Below are 23,563 nucleotides of genomic sequence, written 5' to 3'. Positions count from 1 at the left end.
GCTTTCATTGCGCTCGTTTGTGTAATCTTTGCACCACCTATATTTAATAAGGTGTAAGTACAGACCTAAAAAATAAACAATAACGAACAATATGAGAAAAGCAAAAATTTTCGCAGCAGCATTGCTGGCGATGTCTTCACTCGGAGCTTTCGCACAGCATCAGTTTACTGTTCAGGCCAACAAACCTGGAGCAGAAATCCAGCCTACCATGTATGGTATCTTCTTCGAGGATATCAACTTCGGTGCCGATGGTGGTCTCTATGCAGAGATGGTAGAGAACCGTTCCTTCGAATTTCCACAGCGCCTGATGGGTTGGAATACATTCGGAAATGTAACCCTCAGCGACGTAAAACCTGCCTTCGACCGCAACCCTCATTATGTAACACTTGAGAGCGCAGGCGCACGTGAGAAGCAGACCGGTCTTGAGAACCGTGGCTTCTTCGGTATGGGCTTGAAGAAGGATATGAAGTACGATTTCTCTGTTTATGGCCGTCTTCATCTCATCGATGGCAAGCAGGGTAAGATTCGTGTGGAACTCGTCAATTCAAAGAATGATGTGATTGCCAAGCAGGTCATCAACATCACCAATAATAAGTGGCAGAAGCTTACTGCTACCCTTACTTCTCCTCAGACCGATGCCAAGGGTTTGATGCGTGTTTATCTGGAGAAAGGTTCTGAGAGCGTAGACCTCGACCACATCTCTCTCTTCCCAGAAGATAACTGGAACGGTCTCCGTGCCGACCTCGTACAGGATCTTGCCGACCTGAAGCCAGGCATCTTCCGTTTCCCTGGTGGATGTATCGTAGAGGGTACCGACCTCGATACCCGTTATGAGTGGAAGAACTCTGTGGGCGCTCCTGAGAACCGTCCTCTGAACGAGAACCGCTGGAGAGATACCTTCCCACATCGCCTTTTCCCTAACTATTATCAGTCATTGGGCTTGGGCTTCTATGAGTATTTCCTTCTTTCAGAGAAGATTGGTGCTGAACCATTGCCTATTCTTTCTGTAGGTCTGGCTTGCCAGTATCAGAACGATGATAAGGATCCTAATGCGCATGTAGCAGTCAAGGATCTCCAGAGCTATATCGACGATGCACTCGACCTCATCGAGTTCGCCAATGGTCCTGTCACCTCTAAGTGGGGTAAGCTCCGTGCCGATATGGGCCATCCTGCTCCATTCAATCTGAAGCAGATTGGTATCGGTAACGAGCAGTGGGGACCTATGTATCCTGAGCGCTTGCAGAAGTTCATGGAGCAGATTCATGCCAAGTATCCAAAGATCAAGATCTGCGGTTCATCTGGTCCATCTGCTGACGGCAAGGACTTCGACTACGGTTGGGAGCAGATGCGCAAGTTGGGCGTAGATATGGTGGATGAGCACTATTACAAGAGCCCAGAGTGGTTCCGCAGCAATGCCAGCCGTTACGACAAGTACGACCGCAAGGGTCCTAAGGTCTTTGCCGGTGAGTATGCAGCTCATGCCAAGCACGATCCTAACTCATGGGAGGCTGCGCTTTCTGAGGCAGCTTTCATGACGGGTTTGGAGCGTAATGCCGATGTGGTTTATCAGGCTACCTATGCACCTCTCTTCGCTCACGTTGAGGGATGGCAGTGGCGTCCGGACCTCATCTGGTTCGATAACCTCAGCTCTGTCCGTTCTGCCAACTACTATGTTCAGCAGCTCTACGGCGAGAACAAGGGTACCAACGTATTGAAGCTTACCGAGAACGGCAAGGCTGTAGCAGGCGAGAATGGTCTCTATGCTACCGCTTGTTTCGATAAGACAACCAAGAGCTACATCGTGAAGATTGCCAACACTTCTAACGAGGAGAAGGAAATCAACGTAACCTTCAATGGCATCAAGAAGTTGAACCCTGGTAAGGTAACCGTTCTCCATGCCGACGATATTCAGGCTGAGAACAAGATTGACAACAAGAACGTGGTTGTTCCTGTTGTATCAGATGCTCAGGCTAGCGGTAACGTCCTGAATGTCAAGATGAAGGCAAATAGTTTTGTGGTATATAAATTCTAAGAGTTGGTGCGTTTTTTAACGCAAGTTTTCTGTATAAGGTAAAAAGATGATGAGAATCCCTTGCGGCAGCGATGCCGCAAGGGATTGTTTTTTTCTCCCGATGCCCTTGAAAATACATGGCGACGCAGGATTCTCTGTGTCGGGACGTAGGAATGATTACGTCGCTATGTAGTAAAGTCTACGTCGGGACGTAATTTATGATATCTCCTTATTTCATGATACTTCTCCTTATTTTATGATACTTCGATGATACTTTTTTGTAAAGATATTAGGAAGTGTCATTTTTGCATATCATTATATATCAATGCTTTATAATAATTTTTCTGCCCGACAATGAGACTTTGATACTTTTTTCACGAAAAAACATTTTTACGCAAGAAAATAAATCTGCAGAACTTTCGCATGTGGTTCTGGTACTTTTGGACCTTCAGCCCGTTCTTGAACCACATGCAAATGTTCAATAATTAACGGATTGTTCCCTTAAAATATCTAATAGTTTCCTTTATTTCATCCTTTTTTATTAATTTTGTGGACGGAAATAATAGAAATTATATGATAAAGGTCAAATTATATATATTGAGTGTTTTGTTGCTGCTGGTTTCATGTACTGGAAATAAAGTCATAGATCAGCAGATAACTAGAGCAGATAGTCTGATGGAAACCAATTCAGATTCTGCTTTAGTAGCTTTAGGTATGCTTGATAGCCTAAGAAAGAACAATCCCAAGATGAGTAAAGCTCAACAGATGCGTTTTGATTTGATTTATGCCAAAGGCATGAACAAAGGCTTTGTAGATTTTACTACGGATAGCGTGATGAAGCAAGTTGTAGCCTACTATAACCAGCATGGCTCGGCCAATGAGCGAATGCTAGCCTATTATCTGTTGGGATGTGCGTATCGTGATCTCGATGACTCTCCTGCATCCTTGGATTGCTATCTCCAGGCGACAGAGCAGGCTGATACATTAAGCCGAGATTGTGATTATCATACATTGGCGAGAATTTATGGGCAAATAGGAGAGGAATATCAAAGACAAAGGATGATATTGAATGCAAAAAATGCTTATGAGGTGTCAGAAAAATATTCTTGGCTAGCCAAGGATACGCTGGATGCTTTGATAATAGCAGAGGCACAAGTCAATATCATGCCGCTACTAATGTCTCCTCAGAAAGTTATAGAACAGTTTGAGGAGATATACAAAAAATATAAGAAGTTTGGTTATCCTAAAGAGGCGGCTCGTTCTTTGGGTATAGTTGTTGAATCTTTGGTTTTGACAAAGCAGTTCGCAAAAGCTAAACGCTATATGGATGTGTATGAAAGAGAGTCGGGTTATTTTAGTGGTAATAGAAATCCTGGCGTTCGTTACTATACTTATTTCTATGCAAAGGGGCTGTATTATCTAAATGTGCATTCTTCTGATTCTGCCAAAATATATTTTCAGAGATGTTCGAATATGGCTGAATCCCAAAATGCGAAACGTGTGGCTTTTGACGGATGGTATAAGTTTTATAAGCAGAGGCATCAATTGGACTCTATCATAAAGTATGCAGATTTATTTATCCAATATAGTGATAGTGTTAGGGCGCATAATGAGGTTGAAGCTATGTCCCAAACGGCTGCATTGTATAATTATTCTCAATGGCAGAAAAAGGCAAAGGTGCAAGAAATTGAGAATAATAGGGCTCGTATGGTTATTCTTCTGATGATAGTACTGGTTATTGTGCTTATTGTTGTTATACTGTATGTCAAGAATTTAAGAAAAGAGAGGCAGATAAGAAAAGAGCAACTCTTGTTTGTTAAGCAACAAATCATAATGAAGGAGCAGGAATTGCAGAAAAGCCAGGATGAATTGGCTAAAATGAAGAATGAACTATCTTCAAAATCTTTGCTTGTGTTAGACAAGGAGAAGTCTATAATGATGCTGAAGGATAAAATAGAGGCATTGACTAATGATTGCCCACAAGACAACAATGAAAGTTATGCTATCTTCCAGCAAAAAGCTATGGTGATTAAGTTTAGGGAATTGGCAGAAAAAGGTATAGAGCCTTCTTCTCAACAATGGGACGTTCTGGATAATATATTCGAATCATTTTTCAAGCAGTTTAGACTATCGCTAGAGAAGAACAGTAGGTTAAATGAAAATGAATATAGAATATGTATGTTGGTTTGGTTGGGATTTGCTCCTAATCAGATGAAGATTTTAATGAATATGTCTTCGTCAAACATCTCGAACATAAGAAAGCGTTTGTCTAAAAAACTCTTCGATAAGGAGATGACAACGAGCAAATTTGATGATGAAATACGTAAAATACGTACAGGTGACTAAAATGTGAAATTGTGAAACTCTTAAATAACTATATGTTTTTTAGAGCGTTGCGTTCATTATTGTGAAATTGTGAAATGTTAAAATCGGCATGTGTGATATATAATATAGCTGTAACTGCTTAACTTTGTAAGAAAAAGAAAACGTTATGGCTAAAAGACTTTTGATTTTGGTGTGCTTCGTAACATTTACGATATATACATCTGCTTCAAGATAACCTCTGTATTTGAATTGTTGTTCAAGAGATGATAATTCGCATGGTAATATTATACGTCGTACACCTGCGCAACCGTTATGTGTTTGGCAGGAACAAAATATTATATATGTACCGCAAGATGAGAGTATATATTGTATGTTGTCGGATGCAGATAATGTTGTGTATGAATGCATGTTGCCAGCAAATGGAGTAGTAGTCCTACCATCAGATTTGCATGGACAATTCGAACTTTTGATACAAATGAATGATGTATCCTATAAGGGTGAAATCAGTCTTTAACAGTAAAAATAGATAAGATGAAACAGGCAGTATTATATCTCACAAACAAAAGCAATGAATGGACATTAAGTGCCTTTCATGCTTTGGAGCAATCCCTGCAAGGGAAAGCTGATGTGTATTTTGCATACCATCAGCAAGGAGATGTATTGCCTGTATCTTTGCAAAATATAGAGAACCAGTTTGTTTTTACTTCGGATATCCTGAGTGAATTGGGGTATACTCCAATAGAGGAAGGTAAGCTGGTGCCTGGTAGCAACCATTTCCCTCTTTTGAAATTCTTCAAGGAGAATCAGGGCTACGATTACTATTGGTTAGTGGAGGACGATGTCCGTTTTTCTGGTGAATGGAAAGAATTCTTTGGCAGTTTTGCTTCGTGTACATCTGATTTCCTGTCTTCTGTCATTGAAACAAAGGCTGAGAATCCTAATTGGTATTGGTGGACAAGTCTTAAAACAGGCAATGAAGTCATAGCAGAGGAAAAACTATTGAAGTCATTCAATCCTATATATCGTTTGTCCCGTCAGGCATTAGCATGTATCGATGCCTATTTAATAATAGGTTGGATGGGGCATCACGAAGTCCTTCTCCCTACCTTATTATATAATGAGGGATTTCTCTTAGAGGATTTTGGAGGGGAGGGGACGTTTGTGCGTCCAGAAAACAAAGCAAAGTTTTATGACGATACTTCAATGCGCATTGCCCCAGTGTTGCCTGATGATAGGAAAAACTATCTGTTTCATCCTGTCAAGGAGGAAAAAGTAAGACAGGATGGGTCATACAAGAAGAATGCCGTGTTTGTTCCTGTTGGTAAGGACAGCTTGCATCGCCAATTACTAAAAGGTGATGCCGACTTCGACTTACATTTGCTTATCTATGATGGTTCCTATAACAAGTTTTGTAATGATTCTGATTTCATAGCTTGTGATGCAGGCTATAAGATGGATATGACCTATCGTTATCTTCATCGTCATCCTAAGCTTTTGGAGAAGTATGAATATTTCTTCTTGCTAGATGATGATATCATGATAACTACAGAGGATGTGAATAGGCTTTTTTTAAAGATGAGGGAATATCAACTTAAAATTGCCCAACCATCTTTGATTATGTCTTATTATACATATCCACATACGGCTTTTCACCCTTTTTACATTCTTCGTTATACGAATTTTGTGGAGATGATGATGCCATGTTTTTCTAGAGATGCATTAAAAAAGGTATTACCTACTTTTGAGGCACATGTACGGTGGTGTGGAATAGAATATCATTGGTCAGTTCTTATTGGCTCAAACCACAAAGATATGGCTATCATTGATTCAATAGGTGCAAGGCATACTCAACCTATTAGGTCTTGGAGTATGGAATGCCAAAAGCAATTAGAACAATATTTAGAAAAGTACAATTTGTCTCCTGACATTGAAGAGTATGACGGTATGCTTTGGGATGGTGTTGGTTCTGATTGTAAGCAAGCTTTTGATGAACTAAGAAGGCAATCTGGTAAATTGAAACAAAACCTATTAAATGGTGGATTGCTTAAGATGAAAAAGTCTGAAATGAATTATGCAATCTATTCTTTGATGTTGATTTCCATTTTATGGAATGATCAGGACTCATGGGATGTAGTTGATAGATTAGTGCATAAATTACGTTGTTGTATGTTTCCTAATGTATCAGAATCATAAATACAAATCCTTTTTATGGAGATTATGTAGAAGGTAATTTACTAATTAATATTATATTAAACAATGGAAGAATTAAACAAGTTGGATTTGAGTGGTTTGCAATCATTCGATGAAAGTCTGCTTTCAGAGGCAGACATGTTGGAAGTGTTAGGTGGTCAAGAGGATTCTTATACCTCCAACAAGTGTACTTTTATTATTTGTTTTTAATCGAAGACAAATGACTTTTAGAGGAGAGTGCGCAATCTAACGCACTCTTCTAAATTATTTTTTGATTTATGAGTTACAAAATTAGTCAATATACTTATATATTAAAACTTGATGAAGCAAGAACTGTGCTTTTCAATGGATATTCCAAGCAGTTTGTTGTAGTTTCCACTCGTCAACTTGATAAATATTTGCTTGTCTTAAAGAACGGTGATGATCTGAACAAATTTAAAAATAAGTCAGTAACTGCCATTTTGCAAGATTTATTGAAGGCAAACATTTTAGTGGATTCTACAGTAAATGAATTTGAACGGATAAAGAATAATATACAATCATATATCAATAGGAATGAGTTTCATACGATGATACTTCCTACATATGATTGTAATTATCATTGTTGGTATTGCATCCAGAAGCATCAGCAAACCCAAATGTCATCTAACGTAGTCAAGTTAGTAAAAAAACATATATTAAATTATTTAGCAGATTATAATATCCCCAAGTATATCTTGTATTGGTTTGGTGGAGAGCCGTTACTTCAAAAGCAAATTATTTATGAGCTTTCGCTAGATGTTTATGAATATTGTCATAGAAACAATATTCAGTTTGTAGGACAAGTTACGACCAATGGTGCTCTGCTTGATATTCCTACTATAAATATGCTGCAGCAAGTACACATTGACAACTATCAGATAACGTTAGATGGAGATAAGAGCCTTCATGATGAAATCAAGCATGACAACTCTCCTTCTTCTTTCGAGTTAATTACTGGTAATATTTCTAATCTTTTACAAATTAATGAAAAAGCTTCAATTATATTGAGAGTTAATTATACGCCAGATAGTATAAGTCATTTGGCTATAGTTGATGATTTGGAAAAAAACATACCGTTGAGATTTAGAAGTAGGATTCTTGTAGATTTACATAAAATATGGCAAGTTAATGAAGAAGATGTCTCATTGGAGAAATTGGATTTGCTTCAAAAGAAATTTGTAGAGAAGCATTTTCGACTAAATACGTGTGGTATGTTTGAGCCTTGTTATGTCGAAAAGCGGCATTTCGAAACTATTTATTATAATGGTAAGGTTGATATTTGTGACAATTTTGCACATGGTAATGCTAGAGGCGTTATAACAAATGAAGGATATGTAAATTGGGGTCAGGAGAATGTCTTTCCCGAAATTCCGTCTGAGTGCATGGGGTGTGTATATTATCCTGTTTGTCTTGGAGAATGCCCTGCTATTCGTTTGAAAAATAAGCAACAAGGAAAAACATTTGTTTGTAATGCTTCGGTAAAAGAACATATAGAGTTTGCAATAAAAGACTATTGTCTTCGTACTATCAACAATAAAAAACTTAGTTAATATGAAACGAAATATTTTATTTTTCTTTTTAATGGTTTGTTTGCAAGTCGTTTATGGACAAAGCTACCATGGCTCTGTTATTGGTAAGGATGACAGGACACCAATCTCTGACGCTACGGTTCAGTTGTTTTATGACAATGTATTTCTAGGTGGCGCAAAGACTAGAGATGATGGTACATTTGAGGCACCGATTGATAAAGTTATCAATAAAGTTGTCGTTACCTGCTTAGGTTATGAACGTTTCGTAAAAACAGATACTTTAGCTGTGTCAACTGATATTGGTGTAATAGAACTTTCGTCAAAAAGCGTTCAGCTTAAAGATGTAGTTGTCAAGGGAAGCTTGAGGAAGCAAGAAATGGATAAGGATATTTATGTAATTACGGACTCTCTTCGTAAGGGAATTGTGAGCAGTGCTCAGCTGATAGAAAAGCTTCCAGGAGTGTTACGTGACTGGTCTAATGACAATTTGATTATTGATGGTGTGAAGGAAGATATTATCATACTTGTCAATAATGTGGAGCAAGGGGCGAACTATGCGATGAAGCTAAACCCTAAGAGAATTAAGCAGATTGAAATCACTCATAATCCTTTGGGTAAATATTCTGACAAGAAAGTTTTGGTTAACATCAGCTTGTACGATGATTACAAGGGATGGGACCTGACCCCTTATTCTTATTTGCAATATGGAAAGGCAAATATGAATAAAGAGAATTTGGGTGTTTCCTTTACTTATAGTATAAATAAGTTCTCTTTTAATATCTCTTCTAATTTAGTTAATGATGCAACACGAGACAGTAAGGAACAAACGAGTGTTTATTTCGGCAAAATAACACAAAAATCTGCTCCTATGGATAAAAATGTAGCAAATGATAAAGATGATGAGCTCTTATATAACCTGTCTGTCGGTGCAGAATATAGAATGGCAAAGAATCACAGTCTTTCCGTGCAATTGCAAGGCTCTTATAACCAAGGTAACAATCGTCAAAACTATTTGTTCTCTGTAGAGTCTTCTGATGGAAAATATGAAAAAGAGCAAATGTCTAAAATTAAAGACTATTCTGGTGATTATACGGCAGGTCTGTTTTATCGCGGTACTCTTTGGAAAAAGTCTAGACTGAATAGTGATTTGACATACAATTATTATAGTGTTAAAAAAACGAGAACTTTCATTGATGGAGAAAATAATTGTGTCAATCCTACCCTTGGCAGGAAAGACTACGTAAGATACAATGTCAATTTGAGTACTCCAATTAGCAAGTATATTGATTGGTATGTGGATTATTCATGGACTTGGAGGAAGTATGATGAAAAAGACCGTAATACTGGTAACGAAAGTTATTACTCAAAGAATGTGCGCCATAATCTTCTTGGTATGTTGACTTGGCATCCTTTTGAAAAATTCTCATTGAGTGGTGGACTTCAATGGATAGGTAGTAGAGATGATAACAATGAGGGAGAAACCTCTGATTATTCTTTAAATCCATTGTTCCGTTTGTATTACAAGCCTTGGAACAATGTGGCGATCAGAAGTAACTTCGAACTTTCTACTTCTGCTCCAAATCTAGAGAAACTTTCGTCAACTGAGTATCAGGTAGATTCTTGGATATGGCAAAAGGGAAACCCACTCTTGAAAAACTCTACTTTTATAAGTTGGGAGTCTTACATTTTTATTGATAAGATAGTAACAATTGCCTGTCAGTATTTTAAAAATAAGAATTCTCATGAATATTTGCAGTATAGTCTTGTCGATGATAATAAAATCGTGAGAAGCTATTTCAATACAGATTGGAGTCGTCTATGCTTTTCTCTATCAGGAAAGTATAAAATATTCAAGGACTTCTATTTTGGGGGAGATGTATATTATAGCAATGATGGAATAGTTGATGTTGATGGGAAAAATAAACATACCGATGTATACATGGGTGACTTGTTGGGGCAATATACCATTAATGCTCTTAAACTGAAGGCACAGATGGTGTATCAATATATAGAAGAGCATCATCAAACGATACAAGGTACAGGACTGTCAAAGATAGACTTGGCAAAGTTCACACTTGTTCGTCCTTTCTTTCATGATAAACTCCAAGTTTCTGTTACGGCAATATGTCCAGTTGGGTTATTCAAGAGGGAAATCTATCAGACAACGAACACCCAATTTTATACAAGAAGATTTGATGCAACCCTGAATAAAGCTACAGGACCATTTGTCAATCTCAATTTACGCCTTTATTTAAATGGCGGCAAGCAAACGAGAATGACCGAGAATCGCTTTGTGGTTGACTCAGAAAAATAAGCGGAATATGTCATTGAACGAAAAAATATGGAAATATGCCATGGAGTCCCCAAAAATAGGACTGTCTAATGGAAAAATGGGAGCTTGTGTGTCATTGTTTGTGTTGAGCAAGCATGACACACACAGCACTTATTATCAACAAGGATTAGTGCTTTTGCAGGATATTCAGAAAAATATCGCCAAAGTGACAAGTATAGATTTGGAGGAGGGATTGGTCGGAATTGCATTTGGTTTCCGCTTTCTCATAAAAAACAGTTATCTCAAAGGGACAGTAAATTCCTATTTGGAAAAAATGGATGAATATATATATAAGGTGGCATGCAGAAGTTTAGATATGGAGTTAAATGGTAAAGACACTAAGACGCTGGTTGATGTCTTGCTTTATGCCTCATTGAGATATGGTGAAATGGATAATCCTTATAAGAAAGAATGGCATCGACGATTTTTGATAGAATTGCTCAATGGTATCTATCAAAAACATACATTGGCTCTCTTTAGAGAGCCTTTGCCTTTCGATATACATACAGGTCTATATTTATTCCTATATACATTGGTAAGAATTAGAAAACTGGGGATAGAACAAGAGCGTATAGACAATATTCTTGGTGAAATACAATACTCTTTGTTCTCATATCTGCCTATGCTTAATCCTAACCGTTATGCTCTTTTTGTTGTGGTGTCATTGGTGGCAGAAGAGACAAAATTGTCAATGTGGGCGGATTTTGCAAAACTGCTGAAGGGGCAGGTTGATTTTGAGAATCTCTTGTTTAGAGATTTCTATGATATGAGTATTCTTCCCAAGGTGGGTGTTGTCGGTATGTATTTACTTGATAAAATTTTCGCAGCTTATGTGGGGGAAGGAATATTGGCAGACAAAGAGGCTTTGAGAAAGCGAGTGGTTGAATCCTCGTTTTGGCAAAGGTTGGAGCTTGATGATGACTTTGCCAAGAAAAACTTCTCTTTGAATGGTTATTATGGAATTAAACTGTTTTTGGATTATGAGTATGGACAATAATGAAAAAATTGATATGGCTGATGTTACAGTGCTTATTCCTGTGAGGATAGATTCGATAATCAGATTAGAAAATCTGATAGCTGTAATTGATTACTTATTGAGTAATTTTAATATAAGTATAGTTGTGACAGAAGCCTCCAAGCACAACAACCACGTGTTGGAAAAAGTATTGCCTTCTTCGATAAATTACCATTTTGTACAAGATATGGATCCTGTATTTTATCGTACGAAATATATCAATAAAATGGCGAGTGATGTTTGTACTCCATATTTGGGTGTGTGGGATTCTGATGTCATCTTTCCTCCTCGACAAGTTGTAGATGCAGCAGAGGCTTTACGCTCAAAGAATTTCGATGTCGTATTTCCCTATGATGGTACATTCTTGGATACCGGAACCATCATTCGACAAATGTATGTAGAGTCTGGTGACATGTTGGTGTTGTCTGAGTTGAGAGACCTTATGTCTTTACCTTATGGTAATGAAATGAGAGGAGGCGCATTTATGGTAAATACAGAAAGATACAAGGCTGCTGGTATGGAAAACTTGAACTTTTATGGCTGGGGACCTGAAGATTGGGAACGAATAGAGCGATGGAAAGCATTAGGATATCGATTGAAGAATATTACTGGTAATTTGTATCATCTGTCGCATCCTCGTGATATAAATGGAAGGCACAACTCTGATGCCCAACGCCGGGTTTCTGTTTTTCAAAAAGATATAACTTGTTTTTCGTCTGCCACGGAAATAAAGCAACGCTTGAACTTAGATATATAGATATGTACAAGAGTTTTCCTCATTATCTGCAACTCGACGAGATGGACTGTGGTTCCACCTCGTTGAGAATGATAGCCAAGTATTATGGCAAGGAGTACTCAGCGGAGATGCTGCGCCAGCATTGCCATATAACCCGAAATGGTGTGTCGATGCTGGGCATCAGCGAGGCCGCTGAGTATCTGGGCTTTCGTACGCTTGGGGTAAGGGTTACCATGGAGCAGCTAGCCCATGATGCCTCGCTTCCATGTATTCTCCATTGGAACCAGAACCACTTCGTGGTTTGCTACAAGGTGAGGAAAGACAGAAGAGGTCGCTATCGTTTCTATATCGCCGACCCTGCCTCGCAAAAACTCTGCTACACGGAGGAGGAATTTCTGCGCTGCTGGCTGAGTACCAAGGTGCAAGGACAGGACTGCGGCATGGCGTTACTGATGGTGCCTGGGGTGAACTTTGGCAAGCGCAAGGAGGAATGCGAGAATCATAAGCGTAACATAAAATTCTTTTTCAAGTATCTTAAGCCTTACCAACGTCAGGTGGGCTTGCTTCTCTTGGGAATGTTGTTGGGAAGCTTGTTGCAATTAGTTTTCCCCTTTTTGACACAGGCGTTGGTGGATAGGGGTGTCAATGGCAAGGACTTGGGCTTCGTCACGCTCATCCTCATCGCCCAGCTCGTTCTTTTCGTGGCGCAACTCAGCGTGAATTTTATCCGTGGGTGGATATTGCTGCATGTGAATACTCGCATAGACATCGCCTTGATTTCTGATTTCTTAATTAAGTTGATGAATATGCCGCTCCATTTCTTCGATACCAAGAAGATGGGCGACTTGCTGCAGCGCATCGACGATCATTCACGCATCAAGTCGTTCTTGATGGGCAACTCGTTGGGCTTCGTGTTTTCCCTCGCCAACTTCGTGGTATTCTCTGTGGTGCTTGGGTATTATAATCTCTTGGTGCTTGGCGTGTTTTTGTTGGGTAACACCTTATATATATTATGGGTGACATTCTTCCTGAAATATCGCAGGGAGTTGGACTTCAAGCGTTTCAATCAGTCGGCGACGGAGCGAAACAAGATGATTCAGCTGATACAGGGTATGCAGGATATTAAACTCAACAACTGTGAGCGACAGAAACGATGGGAATGGGAACGTGTGCAGATGAAGCTCTTCCGCATCAGTATGAGAGGACTCAAGATAGGACAGTTCCAGCAGTCTGGTTCCGTATTCTTTAGTCAAACCACCAATATCCTCATCACATTTATTGCTGCGAGAAATGTAATCATGGGCACCATGACGCTGGGTATGATGATGTCGCTTACCTATATCATCGGACAACTATCTGCCCCTATCAATGATTTCATAAGTTTTATCCAGGCGGTGCAAGATGCTAAGTTGAGCCTTGAACGCTTGAATGAGATTCATTCCCAGCCCGATGAGGATACAGACATAAAGGATAAGGCAGCCGTTCTTCCTGCCGACAAGACCATCCGGGTGGAACATGTTACCTTCAGCTATGATGGTGCGGAGCGCAACTATGCCCTATACGATGTGAGTCTGGAGATACCTGAGAGTAGAGTAACCGCCATTGTTGGGGAGAGTGGAAGCGGAAAAACTACACTCATCAAGCTTTTGCAGGGTTTTTACCTGCCTAGCCATGGCAGCATCAAGATTGGTGGAACGGACTTGTGCGACATCAACCCTCATTATTGGCGAAGTATCACTGGTTCTGTAATGCAGGAGAGTTTTATCTTCAGCGACACCATTGCCCACAACATAGCTCTCGATACGGACCGACTTGAAATGGATCGTGTGCATCGTGCTGCCATCATGGCTAATGCCGATGGCTTTGTGCGCAAGATGCCAATGGGATATTATACAAGAATTGGTATGGAGGGAAGTGGCGTGAGCCAAGGGCAGCGCCAACGCATACTGATTGCACGTGCAATCTACAAGAATCCGGAGTACATCTTCTTTGACGAAGCAACCAATGCCCTTGATACAACCAATGAGGCAGAGATTATGCATAATTTGAACGCTTTTTACCACGGAAGGACTGTGGTGGTAGTAGCCCATCGCCTAAGCACGGTGAAGAATGCCGACCAGATACTAGTCATGAGACAGGGTAGGATAGTGGAGCGGGGTACGCATAAGGAACTGGTGGCAAAGAATGGATATTATTATAATTTGTTAAAGAACCAATTGGAAAATTTCAATTCAACGTTACCTTCAATGGCATCAAGAAGTTGAATCCTGACAAGATGACTGTTCCTCATGCTGATGATATCCAGGCAGAGAACAAGATCGACAACAAGAACGTGGTTGTTCCGGTTGTATCAGATGCTCAGGCTAACGGCAACGTCTTGAATGTGAAGCTGAAGGCGAACAGCTTCGTGGTATATAGATTCTAAGATAATCTATTGTATATGGATTTGATGTTTAGTTTTTAAGTTTATGTAGTGTATTACCATTAAGCTAGAAAGATGATGAATCCCTTGCAGCAGCCATGTTGCAAGGGATTTTTCTTCACTAAAACTATGACTTGTTTTTATTAACGGCTTCTCAATAGAGATAATGCATAGAGAGGCAGTATGGTGACATGCCTTATGGCGTCATCGTCCTGCTTGTCAATGTAATCAAATGATCCAAAATTCTCTAAGGAACAACGGAAGGCTTCGGTGAGCTTTTTCTCTCTCATGAATAGCCAGAGACTCTTCATGCCGCCCTGAGTGCCTGATTTGATTTCGATAGGGGTAATCTTCATGTTGTGGATTTCCAGATAGTCTATCTCGGCAACACTCTTCCCCTTCTGCTCCCAATAAAACATCTTCTGGCGCTGGATGCATGGCTTGTAACGCATCATCTCGAGTCCGGCAACCATTTCTGTTACACCTCCCTTATTGACAAGTTCCTGAGGGGTGCCGGCTAAAATAAGTTCTATGAGCTGCTGAGACAGGTCGCCTTCCAGTTGAAGCACAGCTAACAGTAATCCTGGGTCCAGAAAGAGAACCTTCATGCTTTTCTCGTCAGCTTCCGCATCCAGCGGAATACCATTGCCCGAGGTAGCAACCACAGGAGTAACGATTCCTGCAAGTGTCAACAGGCGGAGGGCTTCTCTGATTTGTGAACTCTGATAATCTGCTGATATTTGCTTGTATGTCAACTTCTCTCCTGCCTGATGACAGATGCCACGCATCGTTGTGCGCAGTAAATCTGGGTTGACTCTCTTTTTATACTTGCTGAAATCATCTTCGTATGTCAGTATGATGTCTTCCTGGATGTTTCTGCATCGGTTGAAATCGTGTGTCTTGGTCCATGCCAGAACAGATTCCGGCATGCCTCCTACAAGCAGGTAGGTGCGGAAGTATTCCACGAGTTTATCATGGAAGGCTTGATCTAAAGACTGGTTTCCGTATGCTTCATTTCGGAGAAGGATGAGCCCTTCTTCGTGATTGGCATACAGAAATTCATCGAAAGTCATCGGATACATGAAGAGCGAGTGAATCCTTCCTACTCCAAAAGTAGGGAGTTCCTGAAGCGTAAATTCCAGAAGTGATCCTGCGGCTATGACATGCAGCTCAGGATAATCTTCCTTGAAGAAGCGTAGTGCCATGATGGCTTCTGGGCATTCCTGGATTTCGTCGAGAAAGAGAAGTGTCTTACCTGCTTCTATAGGGACATTGATATAGCTACTGATTTTTTTAGCAATCAATCGTACGTCAATATCCCCCTGGAAGAAGGTTTTGATAGCCTTGTTACGTTCGAAGTTTACCTCGGCGAAATACTCGAATTGCTTTCCAAAGTTTTTAACTGCTGATGACTTTCCAACCTGTCGGGCACCACGAAGCAGCAAGGGTTTCCGCATGGAATCTTCCTTCCAGGCGATGAGTTCTGAATCTATGTTTCTATGTATATATTCTGCCATAATCGTAACTCTTTGAATAACAGGTGCAAATGTAGTAAAAATACTCAAATCCGAGAAATAAATCGCGTTAAAATACTCAAATCCGAGAAATAATCGACGTTAAAATACTCAAATCCGAGAAATAATATGCGTGAATCAATCTTTGTCCCAAAGTTTGCACACCTCCCAGAGGTGGTTACAGTGGTTGCGGTTACAGAAGTTACTAACACATTTCTGCAGGGCATTTTTGGTGGTATCAGAAAAAAGTCGTATCTTTGCAAACAATAAGTAATCATGACTTTATTGAGAACTGAAATAATAACAATTTAAAATTAGATGAGTATGAAAAGACGAATCTTTATGATGGCTGTTCTTAGCCTGGTGTTTGTGACAAGTGGTTTCGCACAGTTCCAGAGATCTATATTCAACCACGTGGGGCTGAATGTGGGTGCTGGCACTGAGGGTATCAACGTGGGTGTGGCTGCTCCTATCACCAATTATCTTGAGCTGGAGGCGGGAGTCAGTCTCATGCCAAGCATCAAGGCTAATGCCGATGTTGACTTGCATTCGAATGCATCGCTCAACGTGCAGGGAGTGGCGGTGAGAATCCCGGATGCTACGGTGAATACCGAGGTGGATATCGCACGTACTACCTTCAACGTCAAGGCACATCTCTATCCTTTTGGAGGAAACAGCAAGTTCTTCCTTACTGGTGGTTTCTCATTCGGCAATCCTAAAATCGCCAAACTGAGCGGTCATAGTGACGAGATTGAGAGATTCGCCAACCAGTATCCAGCTTACAAGCAGGAAATCCTTGACCTGGTCAGCGTGGGACTGGCTGATTATAACGTGAAGCTGGACGATAACTTCGATATCCATGGCGACATCCGCTGTAATTCCTTCCGTCCTTATCTGGGTCTGGGCTTCGGCAGACTGGTTCCCAAGAAGCGCGTAGGTGTACGTGTGGAACTGGGATGCCAGTTTATGGGAACCCTGAAGGTTTACCAGAACGATGAGAAGGTGGAAATCAACAAGGTGTTGAACGATACGATGGGCGATGATGCTGACGACATCTCCAAGTTTATCGAAGACTGGAAGTACTATCCGGTGCTCAAATTGCAGATTGTAGGCAGAATCTTCTAAGGTTGCCAAGATGGGAAAAATAGTTGGCAGGTGCATGGAATGATGAACTTTTGCAGGCTATGTACAAGAAAAGTTTGAATTTTGCATAAAAAATACGCTCAAACGCTAGCAATCTGCTCATTTTTTCGTAACTTTGCACCCGCAAACTTATAAATAATAAAAGAAGAATGGCTAATTTGAGATTTGAGGTTGTAGCCGAGGCCTTTAAGAAAAGACCTGTAGAGGTAAAGGCTCCCAAGGTGCGCCCTTCGGAGTACTTCGCTAAGTATGTATTCAACCGTCAGAAGATGTACAAGTATCTGCCATCTGATGTGTACGAGAAACTCATCGATGTGATTGATAATGGTACTCGTCTGGACCGTTCCATCGCTGATGCCGTGGCTGCCGGCATGAAGCTCTGGGCTGAGGAAAACGGGGTAACACATTATACTCACTGGTTCCAGCCATTGACCGAGGGTACTGCCGAGAAGCATGATGCCTTCGTGGAGCACGATGGAAAGGGGGGTATGATAGAAGAATTCTCTGGCAAGCTGCTCGTACAGCAGGAACCTGATGCCAGCTCATTCCCTAACGGCGGTATCCGCAACACCTTCGAGGCTCGTGGCTATTCTGCATGGGATCCTACATCGCCTGTGTTCATCATCGACGATACCCTCTGTATCCCTACCATCTTTATATCTTATACCGGTGAGGCTTTGGACTACAAGGCTCCATTGCTCCGCTCGCTCCATACCCTGAGCGAGGCGGCTACCGAGGTGTGCCACTATTTCTACCCTCAGGTGAAGAAGGTGCAGACCAATCTCGGATGGGAGCAGGAGTACTTCCTGGTAGACGAGAGCCTTTACTCGGCTCGTCCTGACCTGATGCTCACGGGTCGTACCCTGATGGGACACGACTCTGCAAAGAACCAGCAGATGGACGACCATTATTTCGGAACCATTCCTGAGCGTGTGCAGGCTTTCATGAAAGACTTGGAAGTACAGGCGCTCGAACTCGGCATCCCTTGCAAGACCCGTCATAACGAGGTGGCACCAAACCAGTTTGAGCTGGCACCAATCTATGAGGAATGCAATCTTGCCGTAGACCATAACATGCTCCTGATGAGCTTGATGAAGCGCGTGGCTCATAAGCACAGTTTCCGTGTGCTCCTTCACGAGAAGCCATTTGCCGGTGTGAATGGTTCGGGCAAGCATAACAACTGGAGTCTCTGCACCGATACCGGCGTGCTGCTCCATGCAGCAGGCAAGACACCGGAGGACAACCTTCGCTTCGTAGTCTTCATCGTAGAGACCCTGATGGGTGTATACAAGCACAACGGACTCCTGAAGGCTTCAATTATGAGCGCTACCAATGCCCATCGTCTGGGAGCCAACGAGGCACCACCAGCCATCATCTCTTCGTTCCTCGGCAAGCAGTTGACCGACCTGCTCGACCATATCGAGAAGGCAGATAAGGACGAACTCTTCGCCCTGGCTGGCAAGAAGGGTATGGAGCTGGATATCCCTGAGATTCCGGAACTGATGATTGACAATACCGACCGCAACCGTACCTCTCCATTCGCCTTCACCGGCAACCGTTTCGAGTTCCGTGCTGTAGGTTCAGAGGCCAACTGTGCGTCATCCCTTATCGTATTGAATGCTGCCGTAGCCGAGGCTCTCGAAGACTTCAAGACTCGTGTAGATGCCTTGATAGCAAAGGGTGAGGACCAGACATCGGCTATTATAGATATTGTACGCGAGGACATCAAGACCTGCAAGCCTATCCGCTTCGACGGCAACGGCTATTCTGATGAGTGGAAGGAAGAGGCTCAGAAGCGTGGCTTGGATTGCGAGGCATCCTGCCCGGTAGTCTTCGACCGCTATCTTGACAAGGAGAGCATCGAGATGTTCGCCAAGACCAACGTGATGAGCGAAAGCGAGCTGAAGGCGCGCAACGAGGTGAAGTGGGAGACCTATACCAAGAAGATTCAGATTGAGGCTCGTGTGATGGGCGACCTGAGCATGAACCACATCATCCCAGTGGCAACCCACTATCAGAGCCGTCTGGCAAAGAACGTAGAGGGCATGATTCACATCTTCGGTGGCGAGGAAGGCAAGAAGTTGACTGCCCGCAACGTGAAGATTATCCGTGAAATAGCCGAACGCACCGAGTCAATTGAGCGTGGTGTAGAAGCTCTGGTTGAGGCTCGTAAGGTAGCCAACAAGATTGAGAGCGAGCGCGAGAAGGCGGTAGCTTATCATGACACGGTAGCTCCAAAGATGGAGGAAATCCGTTATCAGATAGACAAGCTCGAGCTTCTCGTAGCCGATGAACTTTGGACATTGCCAAAGTATCGTGAACTTCTGTTCATCAGATAATATTTCCTGGATAAGGAATTGATATAATAAAAAAGAGTGCATTGCCGTTAACAATGCACTCTTTTTTTGCTTATCCTGAGCAGAAAAGCGCAAACTAAGTTAAATATTCATAAAAGTTTAGGGTTAGAACTCGTAACCTACACATAATCAAATAAAAATGTGTAATTTTGCAGTCCGATTATTTCGGGGATACACTTAGAGTCCCCTGGATATGGTGTGTTAATAGCACTTCCTGTGGCCGGGATTTGCGGTTAGTGAATCACCTATCCGAAACATAAGTGAGTAAGAAAAGATTAAAAACGTTTTTTAGTAGTAAATTTAAATTTTAAAATGGACACATTAAGTTTCAAGACTATCTCTGTTAATAAGGAGACAGCTAAGAAAGAGTGGGTTGTAATCGACGCAACAGACCAGGTAGTAGGTCGCCTTTGCTCAAAGGTTGCTAAGTTGCTTCGCGGTAAGTACAAGCCAACTTTCACTCCACACGTAGATTGTGGTGACAACGTAATCATTATCAATGCAGCTAAGGTTGTATTCTCTGGCAAGAAGGAGACTGATAAGGTTTACACACGTTACACTGGTTACCCTGGTGGTCAGCGCTTCAATACTCCAGCTGAGTTGCGCAAGCGTCCTGATGGAATGGACAAGATCCTCCGTCATGCAATTAAGGGTATGTTGCCAAAGGGCCCTCTCGGTCGCTCTTTGATGGACAACCTCTTCATTTACGATGGCACAGAGCACAAGCATGAGGCTCAGCAGCCAAAGGCAATTGATATTAACCAGTATAAATAATTAAGGTAGAATGGAAGTAATTAATGCAATTGGTCGCCGTAAGAGCGCTGTAGCTCGCGTATACCTCACAGAGGGTACAGGTAAGATCACAATCAACAAGAAAGATATTGAAACATATTTCCCATCAGCAATCCTTCGCTATGTAGTAAAGCAGCCATTGCAGTTGCTCGAAGCTGAGGGTAAGTATGATATTAAGGCAAACCTCGACGGTGGTGGTTTCACCGGTCAGAGCCAGGCTCTCCGCCTCGCTATCGCTCGCGCTCTCGTTAAGATCGACGCTAACGATAAGAAGGCATTGAAGGATGCAGGCTTCATGACACGTGACTCACGTGCTGTAGAGCGTAAGAAGCCAGGTCAGCCAAAGGCTCGTCGTCGCTTCCAGTTCAGCAAGCGTTAATCTTATACATATATTATTATATATTCAGATTATTATAGCTGAGCTAAAAAGTTTAGTATCTAAATCGGTGAGATTCCATTAATCGGGGACTACTCATCGACTGATTCTAGCTAGAATTCAAAAGAAAGTAAACACAATTAAAAAAGAAAAGACAATGTCAAGAACAAATTTTGACCAGTTACTTCAGGCAGGTTGCCACTTCGGACACCTCCGTCGCAAGTGGAATCCAGCAATGGCTCCTTACATCTTCATGGAGCGTAACGGTATTCATATTATCGACCTCAACAAGACTGTTGCTAAGGTTGACGAGGCTGCTGAGGCCCTCAAGGAAATCGCCAAGACAGGTAAGAAAATCCTGTTTGTCGCTACTAAAAAACAAGCTAAGGATGTAGTTGCCGAGAAGGCAGCTTCTGTAAATATGCCATACGTTAACGAGCGTTGGGCTGGTGGTATGCTTACCAACTTCCCTACAATCCGTAAGGCAGTTAAGAAAATGACAAACATCGACAAGTTGATGAACGATGGTACATTCTCTAACCTCTCTAAGCGTGAGTTGCTGCAGATCAGCCGCCAGCGCGCTAAGTTGGAGAAGAACCTCGGTTCTATCGCTGACTTGAGCCGTCTCCCTAGCGCACTCTTCGTTATCGACGTAATGAAGGAGCACATCGCTGTTAAGGAGGCTAACCGTCTTGGTATTCCTGTTTTCGGTATCGTTGATACAAACTCAGATCCTAAGAATATCGACTACGTTATCCCAGCTAATGATGACGCTAAGGACTCAGTAGAGGCTATCCTCACTGCTGTTTGCGGTGCTATCGCTGAGGGTATCGAGGAGCGTAAGGCTGAGAAGGCTGACGACAAGGCTGCTGCAGAGCAGAAGGATCAGCCTAAGAAGAAGGCTGCTCGCAAGGACGAGGCTGAGTAATTAGGCAAACAAAAATATACTGGAGCCATTGATTCTGTTTTATGATTCGATGGCTTTAGTACTTTTAAAGCAAAGATTATTATTAACTTTTAATATTAAAAAAATATTATGGCTGTTTCAATTGAAGATATCAAGAAACTTCGCGCTATGACTGGTGCTGGTCTTGCTGACGTTAAGAAGGCACTCACAGAGGCTGAAGGTGATTTCGATAAGGCAAAGGAGTTGCTCCGTGAGCGTGGTCTCGCTATCGCTGCTAAGCGTTCTGACCGTGAGACTTCTAACGGTTGCGTTCTCGTTAAGAAGGTTAACGATTTCGCTGCTATCATCGCTCTCAAGTGTGAGACTGACTTCGTTGCTAACGGTGCTGACTTCATCAAGTTGACATCTGACATCCTCGATGCTGCTATCGCTGCAAAGGCTCATACTCTTGACGAGGTGAAGGCTTTGAAGGTTGGCGAGTCTGATGCTCAGGCTGCTGTTACACAGCGCTCTGGTATCACCGGTGAGAAGATGGAGCTCGACGGCTACTGCGTTCTCGAGGGTAACAACATCGAGGTTTACGACCACATGAACAAGCACACTCTCTGTACTATGGTTCAGCTCAACGAGAACAACGAGGAGGCTGGTCACAAGGTAGCTATGCAGGTAGCTGCTATGCGCCCTGTAGCTCTTAATGAGTCTTCTGTATCTGAGAAGACAAAGAAGACTGAGCTCGAGGTTGCTGTTGCCAAGACTAAGGAAGAGCTCGTAGAGAAGGCTGTTAACGCAGCTTTGAAGAAGGCTGGCATCAACCCAGCTCACGTTGACTCTGAGGATCACATCGAGAGCAACACCAAGAAGGGTTGGTTGACACCTGAGCAGGCTGAAGAGGCTCGCAACATCAAGAAGACTGTAGGTGAGGAGAAGGCTGCTTCTTTGAACCCAACTATGATCCAGAACATCGCTAATGGTCGTCTGGCTAAGTTCTTCAAGGAGAACTGCCTCGTTGACCAGGAGTTCCAGTTCGGTGACGGTGACAAGCAGACTGTTGCTCAGTACCTCGCTTCTCAGAGCAAGGATCTCAAGATCGTTGCTTACCAGCGCTTTACTCTTGCTGCTGAGTAATCATTACTCAAAAGCAAGCGTTAATTTGACTTATAGTTAAATTAGAATACCCGGGAGTTATGAAGTTAAGCCTCGCTTTGCTTCTAACTCCCATTTCTTTTTTATATATATTTTTGAGTTATGAAGATATTTGCTATCGGTATGAACTATACCGAACACAATAAATCGCTCCATGGTACGTTATCTAAACCAGAGCGTCCTGTTATCTTTACCAAGGCAGACTCGGCTCTGCTCAACAACGGCAAGCCTTTCTTCATTCCAGACCATCTGGGAAGAATTGAATATGAGACCGAACTGGTGGTGAGAATCTGTAAGTTGGGAAAGACCATTCCGCAGCGTTTCGCCCATCGCTATTATGATGCGGTGACAGTGGGCATCGACTTTACCGCCCGCGAGATGCAGAAGAAGCTGAGAGAGGCTGGACAACCATGGGAACTTGCCAAGGGATTCGACGGTTCTGCAGCCATCGGCGAATGGGTGGATATCCAGAAGTTCCGTGACATCCAGGCTATCCACTTCCATCTCAACATCAACGGCGAGAATGTGCAGGAAGGCTGTTCGAGCGATATGCTCTACAAGGTGGATGAAATCATCTCCTATATCAGCCAGTACTTCACGCTGAAGACGGGCGACCTGCTCTATACGGGCTGTCCTACTGGTTGCGGTCCGGTGAAGATTGACGACCATCTGGAGGGCTATCTGGAAGACAGAAAGGTGCTCGATTTTATGTGTAAATAATCAAAAGATAGAATTCTAGGTAGGAATATA

18 protein-coding genes are annotated in these 23,563 nt (G+C 42.1%); 17 read left to right on the top strand and 1 reads right to left on the bottom strand.

All coding sequences use genetic code 11. The features are described from left to right. Positions 1-91: 91 nt before the first annotated feature. The 10 genes from F7D73_RS14085 to F7D73_RS14040 all read left to right on the top strand — a co-directional run bounded on the left by F7D73_RS14085 (position 92) and on the right by F7D73_RS14040 (position 14,584). A complete protein-coding gene (locus tag F7D73_RS14085; RefSeq protein ID WP_153125686.1) occupies positions 92-2,032 on the top strand; it encodes an alpha-L-arabinofuranosidase C-terminal domain-containing protein in 1,941 nt (646 codons plus the stop codon). Between the two features lie 552 nt (positions 2,033-2,584). Then, complete coding sequence (locus tag F7D73_RS14080; protein ID WP_153125684.1) at positions 2,585-4,357, top strand: hypothetical protein; 1,773 nt, start codon at positions 2,585-2,587, stop codon at positions 4,355-4,357. A gap of 510 nt (positions 4,358-4,867) precedes the next feature. Beyond that, positions 4,868-6,529: a DUF707 domain-containing protein gene (locus tag F7D73_RS16255; RefSeq protein WP_228117754.1), complete on the top strand. Its 1,662-nt coding sequence runs from the start codon at positions 4,868-4,870 to the stop codon at positions 6,527-6,529. 63 nt (positions 6,530-6,592) lie between these two features. Continuing rightward, on the top strand, positions 6,593-6,736 hold the full coding sequence (locus tag F7D73_RS14070; protein ID WP_153125682.1) for a hypothetical protein: 144 nt from the start codon (positions 6,593-6,595) through the stop codon (positions 6,734-6,736). A gap of 68 nt (positions 6,737-6,804) precedes the next feature. Next, positions 6,805-8,097, top strand: coding sequence for a radical SAM protein (locus F7D73_RS14065; RefSeq protein ID WP_153125680.1), 1,293 nt, complete (start codon positions 6,805-6,807; stop codon positions 8,095-8,097). Between the two features lies 1 nt (position 8,098). Further along, positions 8,099-10,390: a TonB-dependent receptor gene (locus F7D73_RS14060; RefSeq protein ID WP_153125678.1), complete on the top strand. Its 2,292-nt coding sequence runs from the start codon at positions 8,099-8,101 to the stop codon at positions 10,388-10,390. 7 nt (positions 10,391-10,397) lie between these two features. Continuing rightward, positions 10,398-11,405: a hypothetical protein gene (locus tag F7D73_RS14055; RefSeq protein ID WP_153125676.1), complete on the top strand. Its 1,008-nt coding sequence runs from the start codon at positions 10,398-10,400 to the stop codon at positions 11,403-11,405. Next, positions 11,395-12,180: a galactosyltransferase-related protein gene (locus F7D73_RS14050; protein ID WP_194256929.1), complete on the top strand. Its 786-nt coding sequence runs from the start codon at positions 11,395-11,397 to the stop codon at positions 12,178-12,180. Before F7D73_RS14055 ends, F7D73_RS14050 begins: the two co-directional genes overlap by 11 nt. Positions 12,181-12,182: 2 nt before the next feature. Further along, complete coding sequence (locus F7D73_RS14045; RefSeq protein WP_153125672.1) at positions 12,183-14,423, top strand: peptidase domain-containing ABC transporter; 2,241 nt, start codon at positions 12,183-12,185, stop codon at positions 14,421-14,423. Further along, positions 14,420-14,584: a hypothetical protein gene (locus F7D73_RS14040; RefSeq protein ID WP_228117753.1), complete on the top strand. Its 165-nt coding sequence runs from the start codon at positions 14,420-14,422 to the stop codon at positions 14,582-14,584. Before F7D73_RS14045 ends, F7D73_RS14040 begins: the two co-directional genes overlap by 4 nt. Positions 14,585-14,724: 140 nt before the next feature. Here F7D73_RS14040 and F7D73_RS14035 read toward each other — a convergent pair whose 3' ends face one another. Then, positions 14,725-16,098 carry an ATP-binding protein gene (locus tag F7D73_RS14035; protein WP_153125670.1) on the bottom strand — a complete coding sequence of 458 codons (1,374 nt, stop codon included), beginning with the start codon at positions 16,096-16,098 and terminating at the stop codon, positions 14,725-14,727. Positions 16,099-16,419: 321 nt separating this feature from the next. On the opposite strand from F7D73_RS14035, the gene F7D73_RS14030 reads away from it, so the two are divergent. The 7 genes from F7D73_RS14030 (at position 16,420) to F7D73_RS14000 (ending at position 23,533) form a co-directional block, all read left to right on the top strand. Next, a complete protein-coding gene (locus F7D73_RS14030) occupies positions 16,420-17,220 on the top strand; it encodes a hypothetical protein (protein ID WP_153125668.1) in 801 nt (266 codons plus the stop codon). Between the two features lie 167 nt (positions 17,221-17,387). Continuing rightward, positions 17,388-19,577, top strand: coding sequence for a glutamine synthetase III family protein (locus tag F7D73_RS14025; RefSeq protein WP_153125666.1), 2,190 nt, complete (start codon positions 17,388-17,390; stop codon positions 19,575-19,577). Between the two features lie 330 nt (positions 19,578-19,907). Continuing rightward, positions 19,908-20,369 carry a 50S ribosomal protein L13 gene (gene rplM / locus F7D73_RS14020; RefSeq protein WP_153125664.1) on the top strand — a complete coding sequence of 154 codons (462 nt, stop codon included), beginning with the start codon at positions 19,908-19,910 and terminating at the stop codon, positions 20,367-20,369. Between the two features lie 10 nt (positions 20,370-20,379). Beyond that, positions 20,380-20,766: a 30S ribosomal protein S9 gene (gene rpsI / locus F7D73_RS14015; protein ID WP_006848006.1), complete on the top strand. Its 387-nt coding sequence runs from the start codon at positions 20,380-20,382 to the stop codon at positions 20,764-20,766. Between the two features lie 154 nt (positions 20,767-20,920). After that, entirely contained in the window at positions 20,921-21,691 is a 771-nt protein-coding gene (gene rpsB / locus F7D73_RS14010) for a 30S ribosomal protein S2 (RefSeq protein WP_153125662.1), read from the top strand. A 108-nt stretch (positions 21,692-21,799) separates the two neighbouring features. Continuing rightward, positions 21,800-22,795, top strand: a complete 996-nt coding sequence (gene tsf / locus F7D73_RS14005) for a translation elongation factor Ts (RefSeq protein WP_153125660.1) — start codon at positions 21,800-21,802, stop codon at positions 22,793-22,795. Positions 22,796-22,915: 120 nt separating this feature from the next. Next, positions 22,916-23,533: a fumarylacetoacetate hydrolase family protein gene (locus tag F7D73_RS14000; protein WP_089544418.1), complete on the top strand. Its 618-nt coding sequence runs from the start codon at positions 22,916-22,918 to the stop codon at positions 23,531-23,533. Positions 23,534-23,563: the final 30 nt, after the last annotated feature.

Source organism: Segatella copri, assembly GCF_009494395.1.
Classification (GTDB): domain Bacteria; phylum Bacteroidota; class Bacteroidia; order Bacteroidales; family Bacteroidaceae; genus Prevotella.
This window is presented reverse-complemented; position numbering and strand designations above follow the sequence as displayed.